This is a genomic window from Frondihabitans sp. OV104 (assembly GCF_057787745.1).
In genome coordinates, this window is sequence record NZ_CM173541.1 from 3,018,774 (window position 1) to 3,041,381 (window position 22,608).

At 71.9% G+C, this 22,608-nt stretch carries 23 protein-coding genes; 12 read left to right on the plus strand and 11 right to left on the minus strand.

The window, feature by feature from the left end:
• The first annotated feature begins 59 nt into the window (after positions 1 to 59).
• From AC3CBB_RS14150 to AC3CBB_RS14165, 4 genes are read left to right on the plus strand one after another with little or no spacing between them, the layout of a single operon-like run.
• Entirely contained in the window at positions 60 to 1,379 is a 1,320-nt protein-coding gene (locus tag AC3CBB_RS14150; protein WP_488625087.1) for an amidohydrolase family protein, read from the plus strand.
• Positions 1,376 to 2,719 carry an FAD-binding oxidoreductase gene (locus AC3CBB_RS14155; RefSeq protein ID WP_488625088.1) on the plus strand — a complete coding sequence of 448 codons (1,344 nt, stop codon included), beginning with the start codon at positions 1,376 to 1,378 and terminating at the stop codon, positions 2,717 to 2,719. Before AC3CBB_RS14150 ends, AC3CBB_RS14155 begins: the two co-directional genes overlap by 4 nt.
• Entirely contained in the window at positions 2,716 to 3,510 is a 795-nt protein-coding gene (locus tag AC3CBB_RS14160) for a creatininase family protein (protein WP_488625089.1), read from the plus strand. Before AC3CBB_RS14155 ends, AC3CBB_RS14160 begins: the two co-directional genes overlap by 4 nt.
• Complete coding sequence (locus tag AC3CBB_RS14165; protein ID WP_488625090.1) at positions 3,507 to 3,638, plus strand: hypothetical protein; 132 nt, start codon at positions 3,507 to 3,509, stop codon at positions 3,636 to 3,638. Before AC3CBB_RS14160 ends, AC3CBB_RS14165 begins: the two co-directional genes overlap by 4 nt.
• A 129-nt stretch (positions 3,639 to 3,767) precedes the next feature.
• On the opposite strand, the gene AC3CBB_RS14170 is transcribed toward AC3CBB_RS14165, so the two are convergent.
• Positions 3,768 to 3,986, minus strand: a complete 219-nt coding sequence (locus AC3CBB_RS14170; RefSeq protein WP_488625091.1) for a PIN domain-containing protein — start codon at positions 3,984 to 3,986, stop codon at positions 3,768 to 3,770.
• 267 nt (positions 3,987 to 4,253) lie between these two features.
• Here AC3CBB_RS14170 and allB point away from each other — a divergent pair, with 267 nt between their 5' ends.
• Positions 4,254 to 5,588: an allantoinase AllB gene (gene allB, locus AC3CBB_RS14175; protein WP_488625092.1), complete on the plus strand. Its 1,335-nt coding sequence runs from the start codon at positions 4,254 to 4,256 to the stop codon at positions 5,586 to 5,588.
• A gap of 26 nt (positions 5,589 to 5,614) precedes the next feature.
• Here allB and AC3CBB_RS14180 read toward each other — a convergent pair whose 3' ends face one another.
• The 5 genes from AC3CBB_RS14180 to AC3CBB_RS14200 all read right to left on the minus strand — a co-directional run bounded on the left by AC3CBB_RS14180 (position 5,615) and on the right by AC3CBB_RS14200 (position 11,761).
• The gene (locus AC3CBB_RS14180; protein ID WP_123505846.1) at positions 5,615 to 6,466 is read right to left on the minus strand and encodes a MurR/RpiR family transcriptional regulator; all 852 of its coding nucleotides are present in this window, start codon (positions 6,464 to 6,466) and stop codon (positions 5,615 to 5,617) included.
• Positions 6,466 to 7,704 carry an allantoate amidohydrolase gene (locus tag AC3CBB_RS14185; RefSeq protein WP_488625093.1) on the minus strand — a complete coding sequence of 413 codons (1,239 nt, stop codon included), beginning with the start codon at positions 7,702 to 7,704 and terminating at the stop codon, positions 6,466 to 6,468. The genes AC3CBB_RS14180 and AC3CBB_RS14185 overlap by 1 nt, the downstream gene beginning before the upstream one ends.
• Positions 7,701 to 8,936 carry a pyridoxal-phosphate-dependent aminotransferase family protein gene (locus AC3CBB_RS14190; protein ID WP_488625094.1) on the minus strand — a complete coding sequence of 412 codons (1,236 nt, stop codon included), beginning with the start codon at positions 8,934 to 8,936 and terminating at the stop codon, positions 7,701 to 7,703. The genes AC3CBB_RS14185 and AC3CBB_RS14190 overlap by 4 nt, the downstream gene beginning before the upstream one ends.
• Positions 8,937 to 9,120: 184 nt before the next feature.
• Positions 9,121 to 10,650, minus strand: coding sequence for an AtzH-like domain-containing protein (locus AC3CBB_RS14195; RefSeq protein WP_488625095.1), 1,530 nt, complete (start codon positions 10,648 to 10,650; stop codon positions 9,121 to 9,123).
• Positions 10,651 to 10,696: 46 nt separating this feature from the next.
• Positions 10,697 to 11,761, minus strand: coding sequence for an acetamidase/formamidase family protein (locus tag AC3CBB_RS14200; RefSeq protein ID WP_488625096.1), 1,065 nt, complete (start codon positions 11,759 to 11,761; stop codon positions 10,697 to 10,699).
• Between the two features lie 127 nt (positions 11,762 to 11,888).
• On the opposite strand from AC3CBB_RS14200, the gene AC3CBB_RS14205 reads away from it, so the two are divergent.
• On the plus strand, positions 11,889 to 14,102 hold the full coding sequence (locus AC3CBB_RS14205; RefSeq protein ID WP_488625097.1) for a transglycosylase domain-containing protein: 2,214 nt from the start codon (positions 11,889 to 11,891) through the stop codon (positions 14,100 to 14,102).
• 94 nt (positions 14,103 to 14,196) lie between these two features.
• A complete protein-coding gene (locus tag AC3CBB_RS14210; RefSeq protein WP_488625098.1) occupies positions 14,197 to 15,393 on the plus strand; it encodes an AI-2E family transporter in 1,197 nt (398 codons plus the stop codon).
• A gap of 58 nt (positions 15,394 to 15,451) precedes the next feature.
• On the opposite strand, the gene AC3CBB_RS14215 is transcribed toward AC3CBB_RS14210, so the two are convergent.
• Genes AC3CBB_RS14215 through AC3CBB_RS14225 form a run of 3 tightly spaced genes read right to left on the minus strand, consistent with a single transcriptional unit; the run spans position 15,452 to position 18,164 of the window.
• On the minus strand, positions 15,452 to 16,090 hold the full coding sequence (locus AC3CBB_RS14215; protein ID WP_488625099.1) for a DnaJ family domain-containing protein: 639 nt from the start codon (positions 16,088 to 16,090) through the stop codon (positions 15,452 to 15,454).
• Between the two features lie 35 nt (positions 16,091 to 16,125).
• Positions 16,126 to 16,638: a methylated-DNA--[protein]-cysteine S-methyltransferase gene (locus tag AC3CBB_RS14220; protein WP_488625100.1), complete on the minus strand. Its 513-nt coding sequence runs from the start codon at positions 16,636 to 16,638 to the stop codon at positions 16,126 to 16,128.
• The gene (locus tag AC3CBB_RS14225) at positions 16,635 to 18,164 is read right to left on the minus strand and encodes an AlkA N-terminal domain-containing protein (protein ID WP_488625101.1); all 1,530 of its coding nucleotides are present in this window, start codon (positions 18,162 to 18,164) and stop codon (positions 16,635 to 16,637) included. Before AC3CBB_RS14225 ends, AC3CBB_RS14220 begins: the two co-directional genes overlap by 4 nt.
• A 164-nt stretch (positions 18,165 to 18,328) precedes the next feature.
• Here AC3CBB_RS14225 and AC3CBB_RS14230 point away from each other — a divergent pair, with 164 nt between their 5' ends.
• Genes AC3CBB_RS14230 through AC3CBB_RS14245 form a run of 4 tightly spaced genes read left to right on the plus strand, consistent with a single transcriptional unit; the run spans position 18,329 to position 20,473 of the window.
• The gene (locus AC3CBB_RS14230) at positions 18,329 to 18,850 is read left to right on the plus strand and encodes a PaaI family thioesterase (RefSeq protein ID WP_488625102.1); all 522 of its coding nucleotides are present in this window, start codon (positions 18,329 to 18,331) and stop codon (positions 18,848 to 18,850) included.
• 41 nt (positions 18,851 to 18,891) lie between these two features.
• A complete protein-coding gene (locus tag AC3CBB_RS14235; RefSeq protein ID WP_123505856.1) occupies positions 18,892 to 19,356 on the plus strand; it encodes a helix-turn-helix domain-containing protein in 465 nt (154 codons plus the stop codon).
• A complete protein-coding gene (locus AC3CBB_RS14240; protein ID WP_488625103.1) occupies positions 19,353 to 19,760 on the plus strand; it encodes a HepT-like ribonuclease domain-containing protein in 408 nt (135 codons plus the stop codon). Before AC3CBB_RS14235 ends, AC3CBB_RS14240 begins: the two co-directional genes overlap by 4 nt.
• Positions 19,757 to 20,473 (plus strand): gamma-glutamyl-gamma-aminobutyrate hydrolase family protein, encoded by a 717-nt coding sequence (locus AC3CBB_RS14245; protein ID WP_123505858.1) that lies wholly within the window; start codon positions 19,757 to 19,759, stop codon positions 20,471 to 20,473. The genes AC3CBB_RS14240 and AC3CBB_RS14245 overlap by 4 nt, the downstream gene beginning before the upstream one ends.
• 107 nt (positions 20,474 to 20,580) lie before the next feature.
• Here AC3CBB_RS14245 and AC3CBB_RS14250 read toward each other — a convergent pair whose 3' ends face one another.
• Positions 20,581 to 21,222: an MBL fold metallo-hydrolase gene (locus AC3CBB_RS14250; RefSeq protein ID WP_488625104.1), complete on the minus strand. Its 642-nt coding sequence runs from the start codon at positions 21,220 to 21,222 to the stop codon at positions 20,581 to 20,583.
• A 36-nt stretch (positions 21,223 to 21,258) separates the two neighbouring features.
• On the opposite strand from AC3CBB_RS14250, the gene AC3CBB_RS14255 reads away from it, so the two are divergent.
• Positions 21,259 to 21,717: a MarR family winged helix-turn-helix transcriptional regulator gene (locus AC3CBB_RS14255; protein ID WP_488625105.1), complete on the plus strand. Its 459-nt coding sequence runs from the start codon at positions 21,259 to 21,261 to the stop codon at positions 21,715 to 21,717.
• A gap of 86 nt (positions 21,718 to 21,803) precedes the next feature.
• On the opposite strand, the gene AC3CBB_RS14260 is transcribed toward AC3CBB_RS14255, so the two are convergent.
• On the minus strand, positions 21,804 to 22,532 hold the full coding sequence (locus AC3CBB_RS14260) for an MBL fold metallo-hydrolase (RefSeq protein WP_488625106.1): 729 nt from the start codon (positions 22,530 to 22,532) through the stop codon (positions 21,804 to 21,806).
• Between the last annotated feature and the right edge of the window lie 76 nt (positions 22,533 to 22,608).

A 22,608-nucleotide genomic window follows, 5' to 3' on the forward strand; every position in this document is an offset into this window, starting at 1 on the left:
CGCGGCGTCCGTAGATTCAATCATGTTGATCTCATCAACATTCTGACGAAAGCGTGCCAGTGCCCTTCCTCCCCCGCCGCCTCACCCTCCTGCAGAACGCGACCCTGCCCGACGGCTCCGTCGTCGACGTGACGATCGACGGCGAGACCGTAACCCGCATCGAGGCGGCGCGGACCGCGGGCGCGCCAGCCGACCCGGGCGCCGCCCTCAATTCCGGTGCCGCTCTGGATCCCGGTGCCGCCCTCGACCGCGGCGCCGTCCTGGACCGCGGCGCCGTCCTGGACCTCGCCGGCCACGTTCTCCTCACCGCGCCCGCCGAGCCGCACGCCCACCTCGACAAGGCCCTCTCGTGGGAGGCCATCCGGCCCCCGATGGGCGACCTCGTCTCGGCGATCACCGCCTGGCGCGAGTACGCCCGCACGATGACCGTCGACGACATCGCCGACCGGGCCCGCGAGCAGCTGCTCCGCATGCTCGGCCAGGGAACGACCGCTGTCCGCTCCCACGTCGACATCCTGCTGGGCGACCAGCCCCTCCGCGGCGCCCAGGCCCTGGTCCAGGTGCGGCAGGAACTCGCCGGCCTCGTCGACCTGGAGCTCGTCGCGCTGGCCGGCCCCGACGTGCCCGACGCCGCCGTCGAGGCCGCCCTCGACCTGGGCGTCGACCTCGTCGGCGGGTCGTCGCACCTGGCGCCCGACCCGAGCGCCGACCTGCAGCGGCTCCTCGCCATCGCCGCCCGGCGCGGGGTCGGCGTCGACCTGCACACCGACGAGTCGCTCGCCGGCGCGGTCACGCTGGGCGAGTTCGCCGAGACGGTCGTGGACTGGACCGTCAACGTCAGCGCCGGCCACTGCGTGCGGCTCGGAACGGTCGACGCCACCACCCGCGACGACCTCATCGCCCTGGTCAAGGCCGCCGACATCGGCATCATCGCCAACCCGATCACCAACCTCTACCTGCAGGGCTGGGAGCACCCGGTCTCCACCCCGCGCGGACTCACCGCGGTGCGCGAGCTGCTCGACGCCGGGGTGCGCCTCGGTGCCGGGGCCGACAACGTGCGCGACCCGTTCAACCCGCTCGGCCGCAGCGACGCCCTCGAGACCGCCATGCTCCTGGTCACGGCGGGCCACCTCACCATCGACGAGGCCTACGCGGCGGTCAGCGACGGGGCGCGGTCGGTGATGGGCCTGGCCCCGGCGGGTGCGGTCGTCGGCGGGCGCGCCGAGTTCCTGGCGGTCCGCGGTTCTTCGCTGGCCGACGTCACGGCCAACGCGCCCGCGGACCGGTACGTGATCCACGCCGGGCGGCTCGTCGCCCAGAGCCGCACCACCAGCGACATCGCAGCACCCCACCTCACGGAAAGCACGGTGACAGCATGACCACTCCTGACGCGAAGCGACACATGCCCTACCCCCTCGAAGAACTGATCGCCGAGCTGCGCGAGCTCCTCGGCGAGCGCGGCGTCTCCGTCGAGCTCGCGGCCCGCGAGAGGGCCTCCGTCGACGGCTCCCGTCTCTCCCCGGTCATCAGCGCCCAGCTGCCGCTCGGCCTCGCCGACGTCGTCGCCTACCCGACCTCGGCCGACGAGATCGCCGTCGTCGTCGGCGCGGCCTCGCGTCTCGGGGTGCCGATCACCCCGCGCGGCAAGGGCACCGGCAACTACGGCCAGGCCATCCCGTTCACCGGCGGGCTCGTGCTCGACGTGACGAAGGCGCGCGCGGTCGTGTCGGTCGGCGACGGCGAGCTCACGGCCGAGGCGGGCGCCACGATGGTGTCGCTCGAGCAGGCCGCGAACAAGGCCGGCCAGCAGATCCTGATGTACCCGTCGACCGCGCAGTCGTCGCTCGGCGGCTTCCTCGCCGGTGGCTCCGGCGGCACCGGCTCGATCAAGCACGGCTCCAACCACCAGGGCTTCGTGAAGGCGCTCGACATCGTCCACGCCGACGGCACCGGCGAGATCGTGCACGTCGAGGGCGACGAGGCCCAGAAGTACGTCCACAACTACGGCACCGCCGGCATCATCGTGCGCGCCACCATCGCCCTCGAGCCCCTGCAGGACTGGCGCGGCTTCTTCGCCAGCTTCGACTCGTTCGAGCAGCTCCTGCCGCTGATCCGGGCGTTCGGCGAGCTCGACCCGCTTCCGCGCCTGACCTCGGGCGACCTGTCGACGCTGGCCGACGCCCTGCCCGACGACCCGGCCATCCCGGCCGGACGCGCGTCGCTCCGCGCGATCCTCGACGCGTCGACCGTCGACGCCGCCACGGCACTCGTTCAGGCGGCCGGCGGTCGCGTCGAGGACGTCCGCGAGGGCCCCCAGACCTCCATGAAGATCAGCATGATGTCGTACAACCACCCCATCGAGTGGCTGCAGAAGGCCTACCCCGACACGTACTTCCACGTCGAGGTGTCGGGCGATGCGCTGATCGACCGGATCGACGAGGTGCACGCCGTCTACCCCGGCGGCATGCTCCACATCGAGACGGCGCACGGCCGCCCGATCGGCATGCTCGCCGGCCGGTACTCGTCGCCCGAGGAGGTGTTCGCCGGCTTCGACCGGCTCGCCGAGCTCGGCGTGGGCTATCACAACCCGCACCAGTGGTTCGTCGACTTCGAGCCGACCCGCACCCGCGAGCTCGCCAGGACGACCGACCCGAACGGCCTGCTCAACCCGGGCAAGCTCGTCGACGCCACCCTGGTGACGGGGGCGAAGGTCTCGTGAGCCGCGATCTCGTCCACCTCTCCGGGCCGTCGCTCGCCACGACGCTGACCGAGTCGTCGGTGCTGGTGCTGCCCACCGGCGCGATCGAGCACCACGGCCCGCACCTGCCGCTCTCGACCGACTGGCTGATGGCCGACATGATCGGCCGCGGCGTGGTCGAGGCGGCGGCCCAGGCCGGCCAGGACGTCTGGCTGCTGCCTTCGCTCGCCTACACGAAGTCGGACGAGCACCACTGGGCCCCGGGCACGATGTGGCTGAACGCCGACACGCTGCTCCAGACGGTCGTCGACATCGGCCGCTCGATCGTCGCCACCAACGCGCGCACGCTCGTCTTCTACAACGGGCACGGCGGAAACATCGCCCTGCTCCAGGTGGCGCTGCGCGAGCTGCGTCGCCGCTTCGGCCTCCGCACCTTCCTGATGGGGTCGAACATGAAGGGCGGCGACGGGGTGGACGGGCCGGACGAGCACGGGTTCGGCATCCACGGTGGTCACAGCGAGACGTCGATGATCCTGCACCTGCGACCCGACCTCGTCGACATGACGAAGGCAGAGCGCTGGATCCCCGAGCACATGCTCGACCTGGAGTACGTGAAGTTCAACGGCGGCCCCGTGCACTTCGGCTGGCTGTCGAACGACTTCGGCGAGGCCGGGGTGGTCGGCGACGCCTCGCAGGCGAACGCCGAGTGGGGCAAGGTGCTGTACGACACGGCGATCGAGGCGGGGGTCGCCTCATTGGCAGAGATCGCGCGCTTCGCGCACCCGGCGCTCGAGCCCGGCACGCTCTCGTGACGGACCCGGCCGCCACGGCATCAGCGCCGACTATCGTCGCGATCCCGGACGAGGCCTGGGCCCTGCTCGTCGACTGGCTGCCGAACGACGACCCCGATCGGCCGCAGATCACGCTGTCGACGTGGTGACGCCGACGCAGCTCACGTTCTTGTCGTCGAACGGCGACACGGCGTCGCGGCGCGTCGAGTTCGCCCTCGGCGCCGACGGCTGGGTGCGGCGGTACCTGGCCGGCTGAGCCGGAATGCGGCCGTGCGCCGTCAGGCCGAGCGACGCGGCGGCACCACGATCGGCACCAGGTGCTCGACATGGCGGAAGTCGCCTGGGTTGAGAGTCGCCAACGACGCCCCGAGCTCGTACGCGGTCGCGGCGATCATCAGGTCGCGGGAGCGCGCCTTGCCGGGCGCGTGGGGGTGTGTGACCTCCATGAGCTCGGCGTGGAACGTGGCTGTCGCGTCGGTGTAAGGAAGCCACTGCATCTTCGCATTGGCGAGTCGAGCCAAGAGCGACCGGCGCTCTGCGTGCGCGACCGCCGAAGTGGCGACGGCCACACCGACCACCGCCGATCCCACTGCCGCCAGCGCCTCCGCGAAGAGCCCGGCCCCACCCGGCCCGTAGACCATGCTCTTCGGACACGTCGGCCCGTCGCGGCGACAGTCCTCTCCATGGTGAACACGCTTGCATTCGCGTGTTTCGCCCCGAGACTCCGGGCATTTCGGGCCGGTAAAACTCTCTAAAATGGGCGAATGGCCCCCACAGAGTCTCCCGTCGACCTCGTCGTCCGTGCTTCTCGAGTCCTCGTCGAGGGGGCGTTCCGGCCCGCCGCGGTGAGCGTCACCGGCGGGCTGATCACGGCGATCGACGACATCGACACCGTGCTGACGGCCCTGGAAGACCGCACGCTTCCCGAGGGGCAGGTGCTGATCCCCGGAATCGTCGACAGCCACGTGCACGTCAACGAGCCCGGCCGCACCGACTGGGAGGGCTTCGCCTCGGCCACGACGGCGGCGCTTCGCGGAGGCGTGACGACGATCGTCGACATGCCGCTGAACAGCATCCCGCCGACGACCACCGTCGAGGCCCTCGACCTCAAGCGCGCGGCTGCCGAGCCCCAGGCCCGTGTCGACGTCGGCTTCTGGGGCGGCGCGATCCCGTCGTCGCTCGGCGCCCTCCGTCCGGTGCACGACGCCGGGGCCTTCGGCTTCAAGGCGTTCCTGTCGCCGTCGGGCGTGGACGAGTTCCCGCACCTGTCGACCGAGCAGCTGCACGCCGCGATGGAAGAGATCGCCGCGTTCGACGGCCTCCTCATCGTGCACGCCGAAGACCCGGACACCCTCGAGCACTCCCCCGCCCCCGAGGGCGCGTCGTACTCCGCGTTCGTCCGGTCGCGGCCCGACTCGAGCGAGCAGTCGGCGATCGACCACGTGATCGACGCGGTCCGGCGCACAGGCGGCCGGGCGCATATTCTGCACCTGTCGTCGGCGGCCGCTCTGCCCGCCATCCGCGCGGCCAAGGCCGAGGGCCTGCGCCTCACCGTCGAGACCTGCCCCCACTACCTGTCGTTCGACGAGGAGCACATCCCCGACGGCGGCACCCAGTACAAGTGCTGCCCGCCGATCCGCGACGCCGCCAACCAGGACGCCCTGTGGGAGGCCCTCGTGGACGGCACCGTCGACCTCGTCGCCAGCGACCACTCCCCCTCGACCGCGGCGCTGAAGTTCGCGGGCGACGGCGACTTCGACCTCGCCTGGGGCGGCATCTCGGGCCTGGAGCTCAGCTTCCGCGCCGTCTGGACCGGCGCCGCCGCCCGCGGGATCCCGCTCGAGTCGGTGGTCCGCTGGATGTCGACCGCCACCTCCGACCTCGTCGGGCTCTCCGACCGCGGCCGCATCGCCGTCGGCACCCAGGCCGACCTCGTCGCCTTCGACCCCGACGCGGCCTTCACCGTCGATGCCGCGCGCCTCGCCCACAAGAACCCCGTGAGCGCGTTCGACGGCAGCGAGCTGCGCGGCTCGGTCGAGGCGGTGTGGCAGCGCGGCGTCGTGGACGCCGGCGGGCGGCTCGTGATGCGGCCGGCGTAGCCGCCTTCCAGCAGCCGGGCGCGGCGCTACTCCAGCTCGCCGAGCTCGTCGTACAGCGCCGTGATGGCCGCGACACGGGTACGCCCAGCGCGAGAATCGGCACCGAGCACCGCGGCGGCGAGCAGGTTCGCGAGGCTCATCGGCGCCGCGTACGAGTCGAAGGCCGAGATGCCGTCGACCGGGCAGGGCAGCACGACGGTGTCGGGCGTCACCGGCAGGCGCAACGCCGGGTCGGCGAGCACCACCAGCGGCACCCCGCGCGACTGCAGCGCCGCGACCACGGCGGCGAACCCCGCCGGACGCCGCCGGAACCCGACGAGCACGACGACGTCACGGGCGTCGAGCCCGGCGAGCTCCTCGCCCACCGACTGGCCCGGCGCCGGAGCGACGCGCACGCGGGGCCTCGCCTGAGCGAGCTGCTGCCGAAGGTGCAGGGCGACCGGGTAGCTGTTGCGGAAGCCGGCGACGACGACCTCGCGCGCGGCGGCGATCATGCCGGCGGCGGTCTCCAGGCGCCCGTCGGCGAGCCCGGCCACCATGCGCTCGAGGGCGGCCTGCTCGCTGCGGAGGTGCTCCGCCAGGTCGCCGGTGGGGCCGGTGGCGACGGGCACGCCCCGTCCGCGGAGGGCTCTGGCCTGGTCGCGGAGTTCCTGCGCGTCGGCATAGCCGAGGCTCCTGAAGAGGCGGGACACCGTCGCCTTCGAGACCCCGCTGCTGTCGGCGATCTCGGTGGCCGAGAACACGGCGAGGTCGGCCACGTGCTCGAGCATGAAGTCGGCGGCCACCCGCTCGCGGGCTGTCAGCTCGGCGTAGGCCTCGCGGATCCGGCCCTCGATGTCGTCAGAACCGGGCGCAGGAACTCGGGGCCCCTCCGTCATCACGCCGCGTACGTCGCCGCGTACGCCCTGACCGCCGCCTCGAACGCGTCGAGCGCTGCAGCGACGTCCGCCTCGGTCACCGTCTCGTCGGGGTGATGGCTGATGCCGCCTCTGCCGTTGCGGATGAAGAGCATCGCCCAGTCGGTGAGGTCGGCCACCGCCATGGCGTCGTGCCCGGCCTTCGAGAAGAGCACCATCGGGTCGGGCTCGCCGGTCGTCGCGGTGATCCCCGCGCGGATGACGTCTCGCAGGTGGGGCGCGGCCACGACGGCGGGGGCGCCGTGCGTCTGCTCGTCGGCGAAGGCCAGCCCGCGCCGGGTGCAGATCTCGGCCGCGACGTCCTGGATCTGCGCCCACACGGCGTCGCGCACGTCGTCGGTCTCGGCCCGGAGGTCGAGGCTGAACTCGACGCGGCCGGGGATCACGTTGACCCCGCCGGGGAACGCCTGCAGGCGGCCGACGGTGGCGATGGCGCCCGCCTCACGGGCCAGCTGCTCGACGGCGAGCACGACCTCGGAGGCGCCGGCGAGCGCATCGTGGCGGCGGTGGAACGGGACTCCCCCGGCGTGGCCGGCCTCGCCCGTCATGGTGAGGGCGAAGCGGCGGGCGCCGGCGATCGACGAGACGACGGCCAGGGGCAGGTCGGCCTCTTCGAGGTAGGGGCCCTGCTCGATGTGCGCTTCGAGATAGCCGACGACGTCACCCGAGCGGTACGCGGCGTCGCCGACCTTCGCCGGGTCGAGGCCGAACTCGACGAACGCCTCGCGGAGGGTGGTTCCGCTCTTGTCGGCGAGCGTCCACCACTGGTCGTCCCAGGTGCCGGCGACGGCGCGGGAGCCGAGCAGCGCGGTGCCGAATCGGGTGCCCTCCTCGTCGCCGAATGCGAGCACGTCGATCGCGAACGGGAGCGTCGCGTCGCTCTCGCGGAGGCGGTCGACGACGGCGATGGCGAGCATGACGCCGAGGATCCCGTCGAAGCGGCCGGCGTTCGGAACGGTGTCGAGGTGCGAGCCGAGGAGCAGCGTCGGCAGGCCCGGGGTGGCGCCCTCGAGGCGGCCGCGCTGGTTGCCGGCGGCGTCCATCCACGTGGTCATGCCGGCCTCCTGCATCCAGTGGCCGGCCTGCAGGTTGACGGCGGCGTGCTCGGGCGAGAGGTAGACGCGCTCGATGCCGGTGCGCGTCGACGACTGGTTGGCCAGCACGTCGCAGCGGTTCAGGATCGTCTTCGCGTCGATCACACGGCACCCCCGTCGGCGTAGACGTCGTAGGCCGCCCCGACACCGCCGCCGGCCGTGATCGAGACGCCCCCGCGGCGCAGGACCGACTCCAGCGCGCTGAGCGTCGTGAGCACGGTGTCCTTCCGGGCGTTGTAGCCCATGGTGCCGACGCGCCACACCTTGCCGTGCAGGGGGCCGAACGAGGTGCCGATCTCGATGCCGAAATCGTTCAGCATGGCCGCGCGGGCCGCGTCGCCGTCGATCCCGTCGGGGATCACGACCGCGGTGACGTTGTTCATGCGGTGCTCCAGGTCGCCGAACACCTCGAGGCCGAGCCCCTGGAGACCGGCGAGCATGGCCGAGCCGTGCAGCGCGTGGCGCGCCACGGCGTTGTCGATGCCCTCGTCGACGAGGAGGCGTGCGCACTCGCGAGCGCCGTAGAGCATCGAGGTGGCCTCGGTGTGGTGGTTGAGGCGCTGGGGGCCCCAGTAGTCGAAGATCATCGCGAGATCGAAGTAGTTCGAGCGGATCGGGTGGGCGCTCACGGCGTCGCCGTCGGTGCGGATGCCCGCCTCGATCGACTTGCGCGCAGTGATGACGTCGACGGCCTTCGCGGAGAACGTGACGGGGGCCGAGCCGGAGGGTCCGCCGAGGCACTTCTGCAGGCCGGCGGTCACCGCGTCGAGGCCGAGCTCGTCGGTGCGGAAGGTGTTGCCGGCGAGCGACGCCGTGACGTCGGTGTAGAACAGCACGCCGTGCTTCTCGCACAGCTCGCCGATGCCCTCCAGCGGCTGGGCGACGGTCGTCGACGTGTCGCCGTGCACGACGGCGAGCAGCTTCGGCTTCACCGTCTCGAGCGCCTCGGCGATGGCCGACAGCGGGAAGACCTCGCCCCACGGCACCTCGATGACGTGCACCTCGGCGCCGCAGCGCTCGGCGATCTCTCGCAGCAGGTGGCCGAAGCGGCCGAAGATCGGCACGAGCACCCGGTCGCCGGGCTCGATCAGCGACACGAGCGCCGCCTCGATGCCGGCGCGCGACGTGCCGTCGACGATCAGGGTCTGCTCGTTCCGCGTCTGGAAGACCTCGCGATAGAGGGCCTGCGTCTCGTCCATCGCGGACGTCATCCACGGGTCGTACTGGCCGACGAGCTGGGCCGACATGGCGCGCAGCACGCGCGGGTCGGCATTGATCGGGCCGGGGCCCATCAGGAGGCGGGCGGGCGGGTTGATCGACTGGAAGGGCTGTTTCACCAGGCCAGTCTACGGAACAACTGTTTCACGCGGGTAAACGTTTCGGTGAGCGAGCAGGCGGGCGGGGTGCGAGATGGCCCTCGCCGGCGCCTCGCGGCGGGCAACGCGACGCCGAGGGCCATCTCGCCCGCCGGCACGCACGGGAACGCGGCGGGGCGGCGCCGTGGAGGGAGCGCCCGGGGCGTCAGGCCAGACCGGCGGCGAGAGCGACCAGCGCGAGGTCGGTACCGCGCGGGCCGACGAGGCACAGGCCGACGGGTCCGCCGGGCACGGTCATCAGGGGCGCGCTCACGGCGGGGTAGCCGCCGATGCCGGCGATGCAGGTGAGTCCGAGCGTCTGCGAGCGCAGCACGTCGAACTCGGCGGGCGTGGAGGACAACGACGGCGCCGCCGACGCGGCGCTCGGAAGCAGCAGGATCCGCCCGTCCAGCACCTGGTCGAGCTGCTCCCGCTGCTGCGCGAGGTCGGCGCGCGCGTCGGCCTCCTGAGAGGCTGTGACGCTGCGGCCGAAGTGGAAGCGCGACTCGACGTCGGGCGCGAGCGACCCCGGGTTCGCCGTGATCCAGTCGCCGTGCGACTTCCACGCCTCGGCGGCCTGCACGATGCGGAACAGCTCGTACAGGTGTGCGATGTCGCCGAGCTCGACCTCCTCGGGCTCCAGCCCGAGAGCCGGGAGCACGGCCCAGAACGCCTCGCGCACGTCGGGCGTGACCGACGAGAGCAGGCGCGGGTCGACGACGAAGCGCGGCTCCACGTCGCGCTGCAGCACGGCGGCTCCGGCCGAGACGCCGGTCAGCGTCGCGGCGGCGGCCCGCCCCAGCAGCCCGGCGTCGCGCGTCAGCCAGCCGACGGTGTCGAACGTCGGAGCGAGGGGCAGCACGTCGGTCTTGCGCACGGCGCCGTGCGAGGTCCGCAGACCCCACAGGCCCTGATACGACGCAGGAACCCGGATGCTCCCGCCGGTGTCGGTGCCGAGCCCGATGCTGGCGTGCCCGAGCGCCACCGCCGAGGCGGGCCCGCTCGTCGAGCCGCCCGAGATGGCGCCCGGCACCACGCCGTTCGGCGGAGTGCCGTATGCGGAGTTGCGGCCGGCGATGCTGTACGCGAACTCGTCGGTCTGGGCGATCCCGATGAGGGAGGCTCCGTCGTCGAGCAGCGCCTGGACGGCAGGAGAGTTGAACTGCTGATCGGCCTGGCCCTCGAGGTACGCGGGCACGCCGGCGCCGATGCGCACGCCCGCGACGGCGAAAAGGTCTTTGACGGCGACTGTCTCGCCGAGCAGCGACCCCTCGTCGGCGCCGGCGACGAGGGGTGCGCCGACGACGCGCCAGATCCTGGTGTCGAAGATGGGAGAGGGGGCCTGCACCTGCGCCGTGGCGATGCGCCACGCGTGGTCGTGCCAGGAGCGGCGCCAGAGCTGGGTGACGACGCCGCGGCCTCCGGCGGCGGGTGCGTTGACCGACACCACGACGACGTTCGAGGGGTCGACGACCCGGACGTGCAGCTCGACGATGCGGCGCAGCGGCACGGCCGACCGACGCGCACGGAACCCCGTGATGGCGTCATGGCCGCGCAGGAGTCCTCCGGCGTCGGCACGGAGCGCGTCGGGGTCGTTCTCGAACGCGTCGGAGAGCGCCTCCTGGTCGTTGGCGGCGAGGGCCGCCTCATACGCGTCGAAGGCCTCGAGCAGCCCGTCGGGGAGCTCGCCCTGCACGGTGGTCGGCTCAGTTCTGCGTGACGGCTCAGTTCTGCGTGTCGGCTCAGTTGTCAAAATCACTCACCCGGATCCTGGCGTGGACGCCCTTGACCAGGTCGACGACCTGGGAGATGTTGAAGTCGGTCGCCGCCGACAAGTACGCGTAGGCGAGCGCCTCGTCCATTCCGAAGCGCGCCTTCAGGAGCGACAGGGCCGCGCGCACGCAGTTCTGCACCGCGACGTCGAGGTCGTCGTCCATTCCGGTCGGCACCAGGAACTCGGGAGTCTCGGCCAGCGGACCGGCGATCTCGCCGAACGCGGCGATCGCGTCCGCCTTCTTCACCAGGTCGAGCCGGACCGTCACACGCAGGGACGCCTCCATGGCGGTGAGGGCCACCTCGCCGTCGCCCTGCGCGAAGTGCGGGTCGCCGACGTAGGCGAGGGCGCCGGGCACCTGGACGGGCAGGTGGAGCGACGTGCCCTCGACGAGGAGGTTGATGTCGATGTTGCCGCCGTGGGTGCCGGGCGGGACGGAGTGGGGGCGGGAAGTTCCTGCGACCGCTACGCCCATGATGCCGAGGAAGGGCCGGAGCGGGAACCGGACCGTGTGCTCGGCGCCGGCCGTGCGGGGCATCGTGCCGAAGCCGTCGTCGGTCGCCCGCGCGAACACCGAGACGTTGAGGCCGCCGCGGGGGAGCTCGTCGGGCAGAGCGCCGCGGCCGTGGCGGTTCGAGATGACGCCGTACGGCACGCGGGGGGTGGCGGTGATCAGGGTCATCGTGAGGAGGTCGCCGGGCTCGGCACCCTCGACGCCGATCGGCCCGGTGACGACGTGCGGCCCGTCGACGGCGGGGTCGCGCCGGCCCGTCGACGCGGCGATCTCGACGGCGTCGGTCAGGACGTCGGAGGCGGGCACTCCGTGCTCGGCGAAGAAGCCGATGGGGTCGAGGCCCTGGTCTTCGAGGATCCCCTCGTGGCTCAGCGTGTCGATCGTCACCTCGGTGCCGGGCGCGACCGTCAGGACGGCCTCGTCGGCGCCGCAGGGCAGGCGGCCCCACAGCGTGTTGGCGGCGGAGGCAGGCAGGTAGGCCGAGGCGGGGATCGGGCCGGCGCCGGGCTGCAGGATCATGCTCCGACCCTAGCGGGCGGATGTTTCGTGCCTTCGACCACGAGCATCCGCTGGGGATTCCTGATGAGATCGCCGCGAGCGGGGCCCACCCCAGCTTCCTCATTGCGACACGTCCTTACCGTCGAGCGTGACTGCTCCCACGTCTTCGTCTCCCCGCGCTCTCCGCGCGCTCACCGGCTTCTCGGGCCTCGCCGTCGTCGCCGGCCTGCTCGTCGCCGTCCTGGCCGTCCCCGCCCTCGTCGTCGTGTCGAACACCGTCACGACCGGTGTGACGGCGTTCGACTCGCTGCCCGGCTACCTCGCGATCACCCCGCCCGCCCAGGCCACCAGCGTCTACGCGAAGGACGGCTCGAAAGAGGTCAAGATCGCGTCGTTCTACACGGAGAACCGCACCGACGTGACGGCCGACCAGATCTCGCAGAACGTCAAGGACGCCGCTGTCGCCGCGGAGGACCCGCGCTTCTACGACGAGGGAGCGATCGACCTCCAGGGCACGATCCGCGGCATCCTCGCGACCACGCTCGGCGGCGACGTGCAGGGCGGCTCGTCGATCACGCAGCAGTACGTGAAGAACGTGCTCGTCGAGCGCTGCGCGACCGAGAACACCGACGCCGCCAAGGCCGAGAAGTGCTACGAGGACGTCACCGCCGTGACCCCGCAGCGCAAGCTCCGCGAGATGCGCTACGCCATCACCGTCGAGAAGAAGTACTCGAAGTCGGAGATCCTCACCGGCTACCTCAACATCGTCGGCTTCGGCGGCAACATCTACGGCATCCAGGCCGCCGCCGAGTACTACTTCGGCGTCTCGGCGTCGGCCCTGAACGTCGCGCAGTCGGCGACGCTCGTCGCCATCCTGAACAACCCGTCGAACCTCCGCATCGACGAGCCGGCGAACGCCTCCAACGGGTCTGCAGACCACTACGCCCTGACGAAGGTGCGTCGCGACTACGTGCTCCAGCGCATGTACGTGCACGGCAAGATCACGAAGGCGGAGCTCACGGCGGCGAAGGCCAGCGTGATCGCGCCCCACATCACCGCATCGACCAACGGGTGCGCGGCGGCCGTGAAGTACGACGCCGGCTACTTCTGCGACTACGTCACGAACGTCATCAAGAACGACACCGCCTTCGGCTCCACCGCGGACGCCCGCCTGCAGAGCCTCAACGAGGGCGGGTTGAAGATCTACACGACCCTCAACCTGGCCCAGCAGCGCACCGCGCAGGCCTCGCTCAGCGCCTACATGCCGACGACGGTCTCCGGGCTGAACGTCGGGGCCTCGAACGTCTCGGTCGAGCCCGGCTCGGGCCGGATCCTGACGATGGTGCAGAACACCGACTACACGCAGAGCGACCAGGCGGCGGCGGGCTCCACTGCGGTCAACTACAACACCGACCAGGCGTACGGCGGCTCCACGGGCTTCCAGACCGGCTCGTCGTTCAAGGCGTTCACGCTGGCCGCCTGGCTCGAGGCCGGGCACACGCTGTCGGACTACGTCACGACAGGAACCCACGACTTCTCGTTCGCGCAGTTCACCGCGAGCTGCACGAATCTCGGCGCCGGAACGTGGCCCGTGGCGAACGCCGAGAGCGTCCCGTCGTCGATGTCGGTCCTGACCGCGACGCAGGAGTCCATCAACACGGCCTACGCCGACATGGGCACGCAGCTCGACCTCTGCGACATCATCGACGCCGCCAAGGCCATGGACGTCCACACGGCGACCACCGGCGGCTCGCTCAGCGTCGTCCCGTCGGCGATCCTCGGCACCAACACGATCGCGCCTCTGACGATGGCCGTCGCCTACGCCGGCATCGCCAACGGCGGCGTGGTCTGCACGCCCGTCGCCATCGACAGCATCACCGGCCCGGACGGCGCGATCGCGGCGACTCCGACGACCTGCACGCAGGGCATGTCCTCCGACGTCGCCGCCGGCGTCTCGTACGCCCTGCAGACGGTCTTGAAGGCGGGCGGCACCGGCTCGCTCGCGAACCCGGGCGACGGCGTCGACATGCTGGCCAAGACCGGCACGAACGACAACGCCGAGCAGAACTGGCTGGTCACGTCGACGACGAAGGTCGCGACCGCCACCTGGGTCGGCAACGTCTCGGGTTCGGCCGGCTTCTACGACACGTACATCAACGGCGTCTACGGCTACAACCTGAAGTTCCTGATCGCGAAGCCGATCCTGCAGTCGCTCGACGCCGAGTACGGCGGAGACACCCTCACGGCCCCGCCGGCGTCCGAGCTCGGCACGACGTCGAGTTCGAGCGACAGCGCCGGCTCCGGCTCCGGCTCTGGCGGAACAGGCGCGACTTCGGGTGGGACAGGCGGCGCTCAGGGCTGATTCCGTGACGTTTTGCGGTGTGTGCACGTCTGATCGTCAGCGGCACACCGACCGCCTCCTGACACACGGCTAGAAAGACGAGCAGAATTCGCTCATGAAACTCCCCGGCTCCTCGCGGCACGACTCCGACTTGACTCCCACCCCGATCTTCCACGCCGACGACACCGTCAGCCGAGGCATGAAGATCGCCGGCGCGTGGGGATGGCGGATTCTCGTCCTGATCGCCTGCCTGGCCGTCGGCGGGCTCCTGATCTCCGAGCTCAAGGAGATCGTGGTGCCGTTCCTGATCGCGCTCCTGATCTCGGCGCTGCTGCAGCCGCTGGTCAAGCTCCTCGAGACGCACCGCTGGCCCAAGTGGCTGGCCATCGTGGTGACGCTGCTGGCGGCGATCGTCGTGTTCGGCGGCCTGATCCTGCTCGTGGTGCTCCAGGTGCGCGCCGGTCTGCCGGCGCTCGAGAAGGAATCCGTCTCGCGCTTCAACGTCGTGAAGGACTTCCTCGCCGGGCCGCCCTTCAACCTCACCAGCAAGGATTACAACTCGGTCATCGACAGCGCCACCGGCGCCATCCAGGACAGCTCGAAGAGCCTGCTCTCGGGCGTCGCCGCGTTCGGCCTGGGCGCCGGCCACTTCGTCGCCGACGGCCTGCTGACCATCTTCGCCACCATCTTCATGCTGATCGACGGCGACGGCGTGTGGCGCTGGGTCACCCGCCTCTTCCCGCGTCGCGCGCGTGCCGCGGTCGACGGTGCCGGCCACTCCGGCTGGATCACCCTCACCACGTTCGTCCGCGTGCAGATCTTCGTGGCTGCGGTCGACGGCCTCGGCGTCGGGCTCTTCGCGTTCTTCCTCGGCCTGCCCCTGGCCGTGCCGATCGGCGTGCTGGTCTTCCTCGCCTCCTTCATCCCGGTCGTCGGAGCCATCGTCTCGGGCGCCTTCGCCGTGGTGATCGCCCTCCTCTTCATCGGCCCGCTCCAGGCGCTCATCATGCTCGGCGGCGTGATCCTCGTGCACCTCCTCGAGGCCCACGTGCTCCAGCCGCTCGTCATGGGCAATGCGGTCAAGGTGCACCCGCTGGCCGTCGTGTTCGCCGTGGCCGGAGGCTCGTACGTCGCCGGCATCCCCGGCGCCCTGTTCGCCGTGCCGACCATCGCCGTCATCAACGTCATGGTCACCTACGTCGCGCGCGGCAAGTGGCGAGACGGGGTCTCGTCCCAGCGAGACGAGGAGGACGCCGCCGACGAGGTGGTGCCGCAGACCCAAGGCACGCCGGCAAAGAACGCCGGGGCATAGACCGCGGGGCGGAGGAACGGCGACCCCACCACCGCCGCAGGCCCCGCCCCGTCGACGCCTACTGCTCGCGCGCCCGCCGTGCCGCACGACGCCGCTCGCGCCACGAAGGCCGTGGCGCCGCCGCGACGGCCTCCGACGCGGCTGCGGCTTCGGCGCGGCGGCGGCTCCGGCGTTCCTGCCACCGTCGCACTTCGGCGTCGGGCTCCCGCAGCGGCGTGACCACCGGCGGCCCGCCCGTCAGCTGGCGGCGGGCCTCGACGATCCGGGCGTTGAAGTCGGCGATCGTCGCGCGCACCGACGCCTCGGTGCCCATCGTGTCGAGGAGCCCGTCGAGCTGCTCGTTCTCGGTGCGGAGCGACAGCGCCGGGGGCGCCACGCCCGAGAGGCCCTCGCGCTCGATCTTGGCCTTGATCCACCAGTCGGGATCGTGGGTCGACGAGAGGCCGGGGAGCGGCTTGCCGGCGAGCGGCGAGTTGTCGAACTCGCCGGCGTCGATGGCGCGGTCGAGAGCGGTCTTCGCGATCGAGCGGAGCTCGTCGGCGGTCGGCGCGCGGCGCTGCTCGGCGGGGATGTCGCGTTCCAGACGGTAGCGGGCCGCCGCGAGCGAGGGGTCGCGCTTCGCGGTCTCGCGCACGACCTCGTCTCGGCGCACCGGAGTGGGGCGCCGGGTGGGCGGAGTCTGCTGGTCGTCGGCCATCCCCTTAACGCTACGCCGGGTCGGGCGTCCGCACCTCAGGCGAACAGCACCGGCTGCGCTGCGGGCACGGCCTTCTCGAGCCCGAGCAGGTACTCCTTGCGCTCGATCCCGCCGCCGAACCCGGTCATCGCCCCGTTGGCGCCGATCACGCGGTGGCACGGGACGACGATGCTCAGCGGGTTGCGCCCGTTGGCGAGGCCCACCGCCCGCACGGCCCTCGCGTTGCCGAGGCGCTCGGCGATCCGCCCGTACGTCCAGGTCTGGCCGTACGGGATCTGCCGCAGCTGGTGCCAGACGGCGAGCTGGAAGTCGGTGCCGACCGGGGCCGTCGGCATGTCGAACTCGCGCCGATCGCCGTCGAAGTACTCGCCGAGCTGCTCGGTCGCGGCCGCGAAGACGCCGTTGCCGGCCGCCACCCGATCGCCGTAGGTCTCGACGGAGGGGGCGTGACGGTGGTCGACCATGTAGAGGGCCCGGAGGGCGTCGTCGGTCGCGATCAGCGTGAGGGCTCCAATAGGGGAGTCGATCTCGGTCCAGGTGGTGGTCATGCGAGCTTCTCCGAGGGGTCGAGGACGACGTCGTGCGTCGGGATGGAGTTGACGGCGTGCGGGCTGAGGGCCCAGAGGTACTGCACGACGTAGGCCCGCCAGGGGGACCACGCGCGCGAGGCGGCCTCGAGGGCGGGGCCGGTCGACGGGAGGCCGAGTTCCTGCGCCGCCTTCTTCACCCCGAGGTCGCTCCCGACGAACGCGTCGGGGTCGCCCAGGGCGCGCATCGCGATGGTCTCGATGGTCCAGGGGCCGATGCCGGGGAGGGCCGCGAGCGAGGCTCGGGCCTCGGCCCAGTCGGCTCCGGCGTCGAGGCGGACGGCGCCGGAGGCCAGCGCTGTGGCCATTCCGCGGAACGTGCGCTTGCGCGACTCCGGCATGCCCAGGGCGCCCTCGAGATCGGTCGAGGAGACGAGCGCCTCGGCGGTCGGGAACAGGTGCGTGAGTCCGCCGTCCGGGTCGTCGATCGGCTCGCCGAACCGCGCGACGAGGCGCTGCGCGTGGGTGCGGGCCGCGGCGGTCGAGACCTGCTGGCCCAGCACGGCACGGAGCGCCATCGCCTCGGGATCGAGGTAGCGCGGCACCCGGCGGCCGGGCGCGAGCTCGACGAGCGGGCGGAGGTGCTCGTCGGCGGCGAGCGCGGCCATCACCGCCTCGGGATCGGCGTCGAGGTCGAGCAGGCGGCGCACGCGGCTGACCGCCGCCGACAGATCGCGGACGTCGCTGAGTCGCAGGGTCACGGGGAAGGCCGTGCCCACGGGCCTTCGGATCGACACGATGCCCCAGCCGCGGGGGAGGCGGAGGGTGGAGCGGTAGGCGCCGTCTCGGAACTCCTCGACGCCGGGCACGCCGGTCGCCACGAGGTGGCCGATGAGGTTCGACGGGTCGAGCGGCTGACGGAACGACAGGCGCAGCGACACGACGCCCGAGCGCGGTGCGGAGGCTTCCTGACCCGCGCTGGCGCGGAGCTCGCTCGGGGTCGACGCGTAGGTGGCGCGCACGACGTCGTTGAAGGCCCGGATCGACGAGAACCCCGTGGCGAAGGCGATGTCGCTCATCGGCAGGTCGGTCGACTCGAGGAGGGTCCGGGCCGACTGCGCACGCTGCGCCTGGGCGAGGGCGAGCGGGCCGGCGCCGAGCTCGTCGAGCAGCAGCCGCTCCACCTGCCTGACGCTGTAGCCCAGGGTCGATGCGAGCGCAGGAACTCCCTGCCGGTCGATGAGTCCGTCCGCGATCAGCCGCATCGCCCTCGCCACCGTGTCGGAGCGCACGTTCCACTCGGGCGAGCCCGGCACCGCGTCCGGCCGGCAGCGCTTGCAGGCGCGGAACCCGGCCGCCTGCGCCGAGGCCGCAGACGGGTGGAAGACCATGTTCTCGTCTTTGGGCGTGCGCGCCGGGCAGCTCGGCCGGCAGTAGATGCCGGTGCTCAGGACCGCCGTGTAGAAGAAGCCGTCGAAGCGCGCGTCGCGGCTGCGGACTGCTCCGCGTCGGGCCGCGTCGTCGAGAGCTGCGTGCTGCGGGTTCATGCCTCCATCGTCGCACCCGGAGCCGGGGACGACTAGCGAGAATGCGACACGGCTGTACCAAGGCAGCGAGTGCCTCCGGCACGCGTCGCACACCGTGACGCGGCCGTCCGCCGGTGGACTCGATCGCGGGCCGAGACTAGCCTCGCGAACGACGAAGGAGTCCGATGACCGACAGCACCGCCCCGGCCCACGGGAGCGACCCCGCCCGCACGAAGACCCTCGAGTGGCACGACCCGGCCATCACGGCCGAGGCCGCCAAGACCATGACCGGCCTCGACTTCCTGCGCGCGATCATCAGCGGCGAGCTGCCCCCGCCGCCGATCCTGTCGGGGTTCAATGCGACGCTGGCCGCGGCCGACGAGGGCTCGGTGGAGTTCCGCTGCGCGCCCGACGAATCGCACTACAACCCGATCGGAACCGTCCACGGCGGCTACGTGTGCACGATGCTCGACTCGGCCCTCGGTTGCGCCGCCCAGTCGACCCTCCCGGCCGGCACCGGGTACACCTCGCTCGAGATCAAGGTGAGCTACCTGCGTCCGCTGTTCGCCGACTCGGGCCAGGTGACGGTCACCGCCCGCGTCACGAAGCCGGGCACCCGCGCCGCCTTCGCCGAGGGCGAGGTGCGCGACTCCGACGGCAAGCTGATCGCCACCGCCACCGGCACCCTGCTGGTCTTCAGCGTGTAGATTTTCGTATAGACGACATCTATACGAAAAGCGAGAACCGCGTGACGCCTCCGAATGCCGCACTGCTGATCCGGCGTGCCCGCGAAGACATCGGCCAGTCGCAATCCGAGCTGGCCGCCTCCGCGGGCATCCAGCAGCCCACGATCTCGGCCTACGAATCGGGCTCGAAACGGCCCCGCCCGGAGACGCTCGCGAAGATCCTGCGCGCGGCCCGTCTCCGCCCGAGCGTCGCGCTCCACGTCCTCGCCGACGACGTCCGGTCCGCTGCTGCCGCCCACGGGCTCGCCGACGTCCGCGTCTTCGGCTCTGTGCTCGACGGCACCGACACCGAAGACAGCGACATAGACCTGCTGGTCCGCACGACGGCGGCGACCACCCTCTTCGACCTGGGCGCGTTCGGGGCCGCGGTCGAGAGCCTCACGGGGTTCCACGCCGACGTCCTGACGGACTCGCAGGCCGAGGCGACCTTCCTGCGGCACGTGCGAGAGCGCGCCGAGCGGCTGTGAGCGACTCGTTCACCCCGCGACCCCGTGTTCCCCGCGACGGTCCCGGGGTCGACCGCTGGCCCGCGATCGAGGCCGCCCTGCGCGGCCTCCTGGGCGAGTGCGAGGCGATCGTCGCGCGCGGCCGCGACGAGTTCGACGCCGTGCACAGCCTGACGTTCCGGGCCTCTGAGGCCGTGATCATCCACTTCCACGACCTGGTCGGCAGCCGCGTGCCGAGGGAGCGGCTCGACCGGCTTCCCGTCGGGCTGCCGCTCAGCGCGATCGCCGCGACGCGCAACGTCCTGGCGCACAACTACCGCGCTGCCGACACGGCCATCGTCTGGGCGGTCATGGTGCGCGACCTCCCCGACGCGATCCGCGCCCTCGTCGATGAAGCCGAGCCGTCTGCCAAGATCGACGGATGACCGCACGACCCCGCCTGCTCCTCGTCGACGTCAGCGATCGCGAGAGGGCCGACCCGGCCTACGGAGCCACCCTCCGCGAGCTCACCGCGAGCATTGCGAGCGCAGGAACGCGGGCCGGCTTCGCCGTGCACCGCGTCGCCGCCGACTCCGCCGATCTGGCCGCCGAGCTCGCCGCCGCCGACGCGGTCCTCCTCACCGGGGGTGAAGACGTCGACCCGGCCCTGTACGGAGGCCCGGCCGACTATCCCGGTCGCGACGAGGTGTTCGCCGACGCCGACCGCGCGCAGACGGCGCTGGTGCGCGACGCCGTCGCCGCCGGGACCCCGGTCGTCGGCATCTGCCGCGGCATGCAGGTCGTCAACGTCGCCCTCGGCGGCGACCTCGTGCAGCACCTGCACGACGGCGGCCACGTCGCCTCAGGGCCGGCCGACGCGCCCATGCTCTCGCACGCCGTCGCCATCGAGCCCACCAGCGACCTGGCCCGGATCGTCGGCGCCACGGCGCTCCAGGTGCAGAGCTCGCACCACCAGGCGGTCGCCACTCCCGGCACCGGCCTGCGGGTGGTCGCCCGCGCGCTCGACGGCACGGCGGAGGCCGTCGAGCACGAGTCGGCGCCGGTGTGGGCGGTGCAGTGGCATCCCGAAGACGCGGGCTCGACCGGGAGCGTGCTCGACGACCTCCTCGCGGCGGCGCTGCGGGCTGTGCGCCGCTAGGAGTTCCTGCGCCCTCAAAAATTCAAGGAGATTCTCGGTCGCGGCGATGGGCGCATGCCGATCGGGGCGGCGCCGGAGCGAGAATCTCCTTGAATTTCGGGAGCGGGTCAGAGGGTGACTGTCTCGCCGATCGCGGGCGACAGCATCGGCGTGCCGGTGAGCCCGCTCTCGCCGAGCCACTGGTTCATCGAGCCGCGGCCGGCCTCGCTGAGCATGAGGTCGTGGATCTGCACGGTGCGGGTCGGCTTCACGGCGCGCACGTAGTCGACGGCGCCCTGCGTGGTGACCCAGGGCCCACTGGTGGGGAGCAGGAGCGACTCGACCGGGACGCCGGGCTCGAGATAGGCGTCGCCGGGGTGGAAGACGGCCGAGTCGACGAGGTACCCCACGTTATGCATGAGCGGCATGTCGCTGTGGATCGACGCGTGGTGCTCGCCGAACACCGCGATGTCGAAGCCGGCCTCGGTGAACGAGTCGCCCTTCGAGACGGTGACGACGCGGCCGTCGTGGCCGCCCAGCGCTGAGGTGACCGACTCGGGGCCGTAGACGGTGAGCTCGGGCTGCATGTCGAGCGCGGCGCTCAGGATGCCGAGGTCGAAGTGATCGGGGTGGTCGTGCGTGATGAGCACGGCGGCGGCACCCGAGACGAGCTCCGCAGCGTTCGGGGTATAGCTGCCCGGGTCGATGACGAGGTCGCCCTCGCCTTTCGAGAGGACGACCGTGGCGTGCGTGTGCTTGGTGAGTTCCATGCACCGAACTATACAGGTTGACTGTATAGTTGCGCCATGAGCAGCGCCGCCAGCCGCCCCGAAGGCGACAGCCCCTTCACCCTCGAAGACGCCGACAACCTCCGCCGCTCGGTGGGAACGATCGTCCGAGCCGTCCGCGACCGGACCACCGACGAGTCCGACGGCCAGATCGAGACCCTCGGCTTCCTGATGCGCGACGGCGCGCAGAGCATCGCGCACCTGGCCCGCCGCCGGGCCGTGCGGCACCAGAGCATGAGCTCCATCGTCGCCGACCTCGAGAAGCGGGGGCTCGTCGCCCGCGACCCCGACCCGGCCGACGCGCGCGGCGTGCTGATCTCGCTCACGGGCGCAGGAACCGCCGTGGTCACCGAGTCACGCGAGACCCGCTCCGTCGTGCTGCGGGACGCCGCGATGCGGGCACTCGCCGGCGACGACCTCGCGCTCCTCGCGCGCCTCCCCGCCCTGCTCGACGCCCTGTCGGCTGAGCTCGCCTGACCCGTCTGCAAATTCAAGGAGATCGGCCGCCGAAGATGCCCGGGATCCGCCCCACGTTCGGTGCGGCAGACCAGATCTCCTTGAAATTACGAGGACGTGCCGCGGCGGCGGAGCGCGCCGTGTCCCGGCAGCAGCGTCCAGTCGGCGTAGCGGCCGGCGAGCTCGGCGGCGAGCTGCGAGGCGGCGCGCACGTCGGAGTGGAACATCGGGTGCAGAGACTGGGGGCCTACGCGGCGCGAGACCGCGTGGCCGGTGACGAGGGCGTCGCCAGTCGCCACGGCACGGGCGTCGACGAGCTCGTACAGCGTGTGGCCCGGCGTGTGGCCGATCGACGGGACGGCGCGGACGGCGTGCCCGGCGAGGGTCAGCTCGGTCGGCGCCGCCTCGACGCTCCGCACGGCGACGTCACTCAGCCCGCCGGCTCGCAGGGCGTGGACCATCCAGCGCACGAAGCGGGGCTTGGCGAGGTGGGGCACGATGTCGCGGACCGTGACCTGATGGATCTCGTCGCGGCGCACGTTGGGCAGCTCCGCCTCGCCCGTGTAGACCCGCGCGTCGGGGTAGGTGCCGAGGAGCGCGCGGATCGAGCCGATGTGGTCGGAGTGCCCGTGGGTGACGGCGATCGCCGTCAGGGGCAGGCCGGGCGCCGCCTCTCGCAACGACTGCTCGACGAGCGGCAGGTCGCCGGGGTAGCCGGCGTCGATCAGCGCCACCTCGGAGTCGCCGACGAGGACCACCCAGTTCGACGCGGGGCCTTCGTTGAAGTGGACACCCGGGGCGACTCGGTCGACGGAGCGGACGGTGGGTGCAGACACGAAGAGCTCTTCCTAGGGCGGTACGGGGGGAGTAGATCAAGCGTAGAGGCGGTAGCAGGGAGGTCGATCGGCAGGA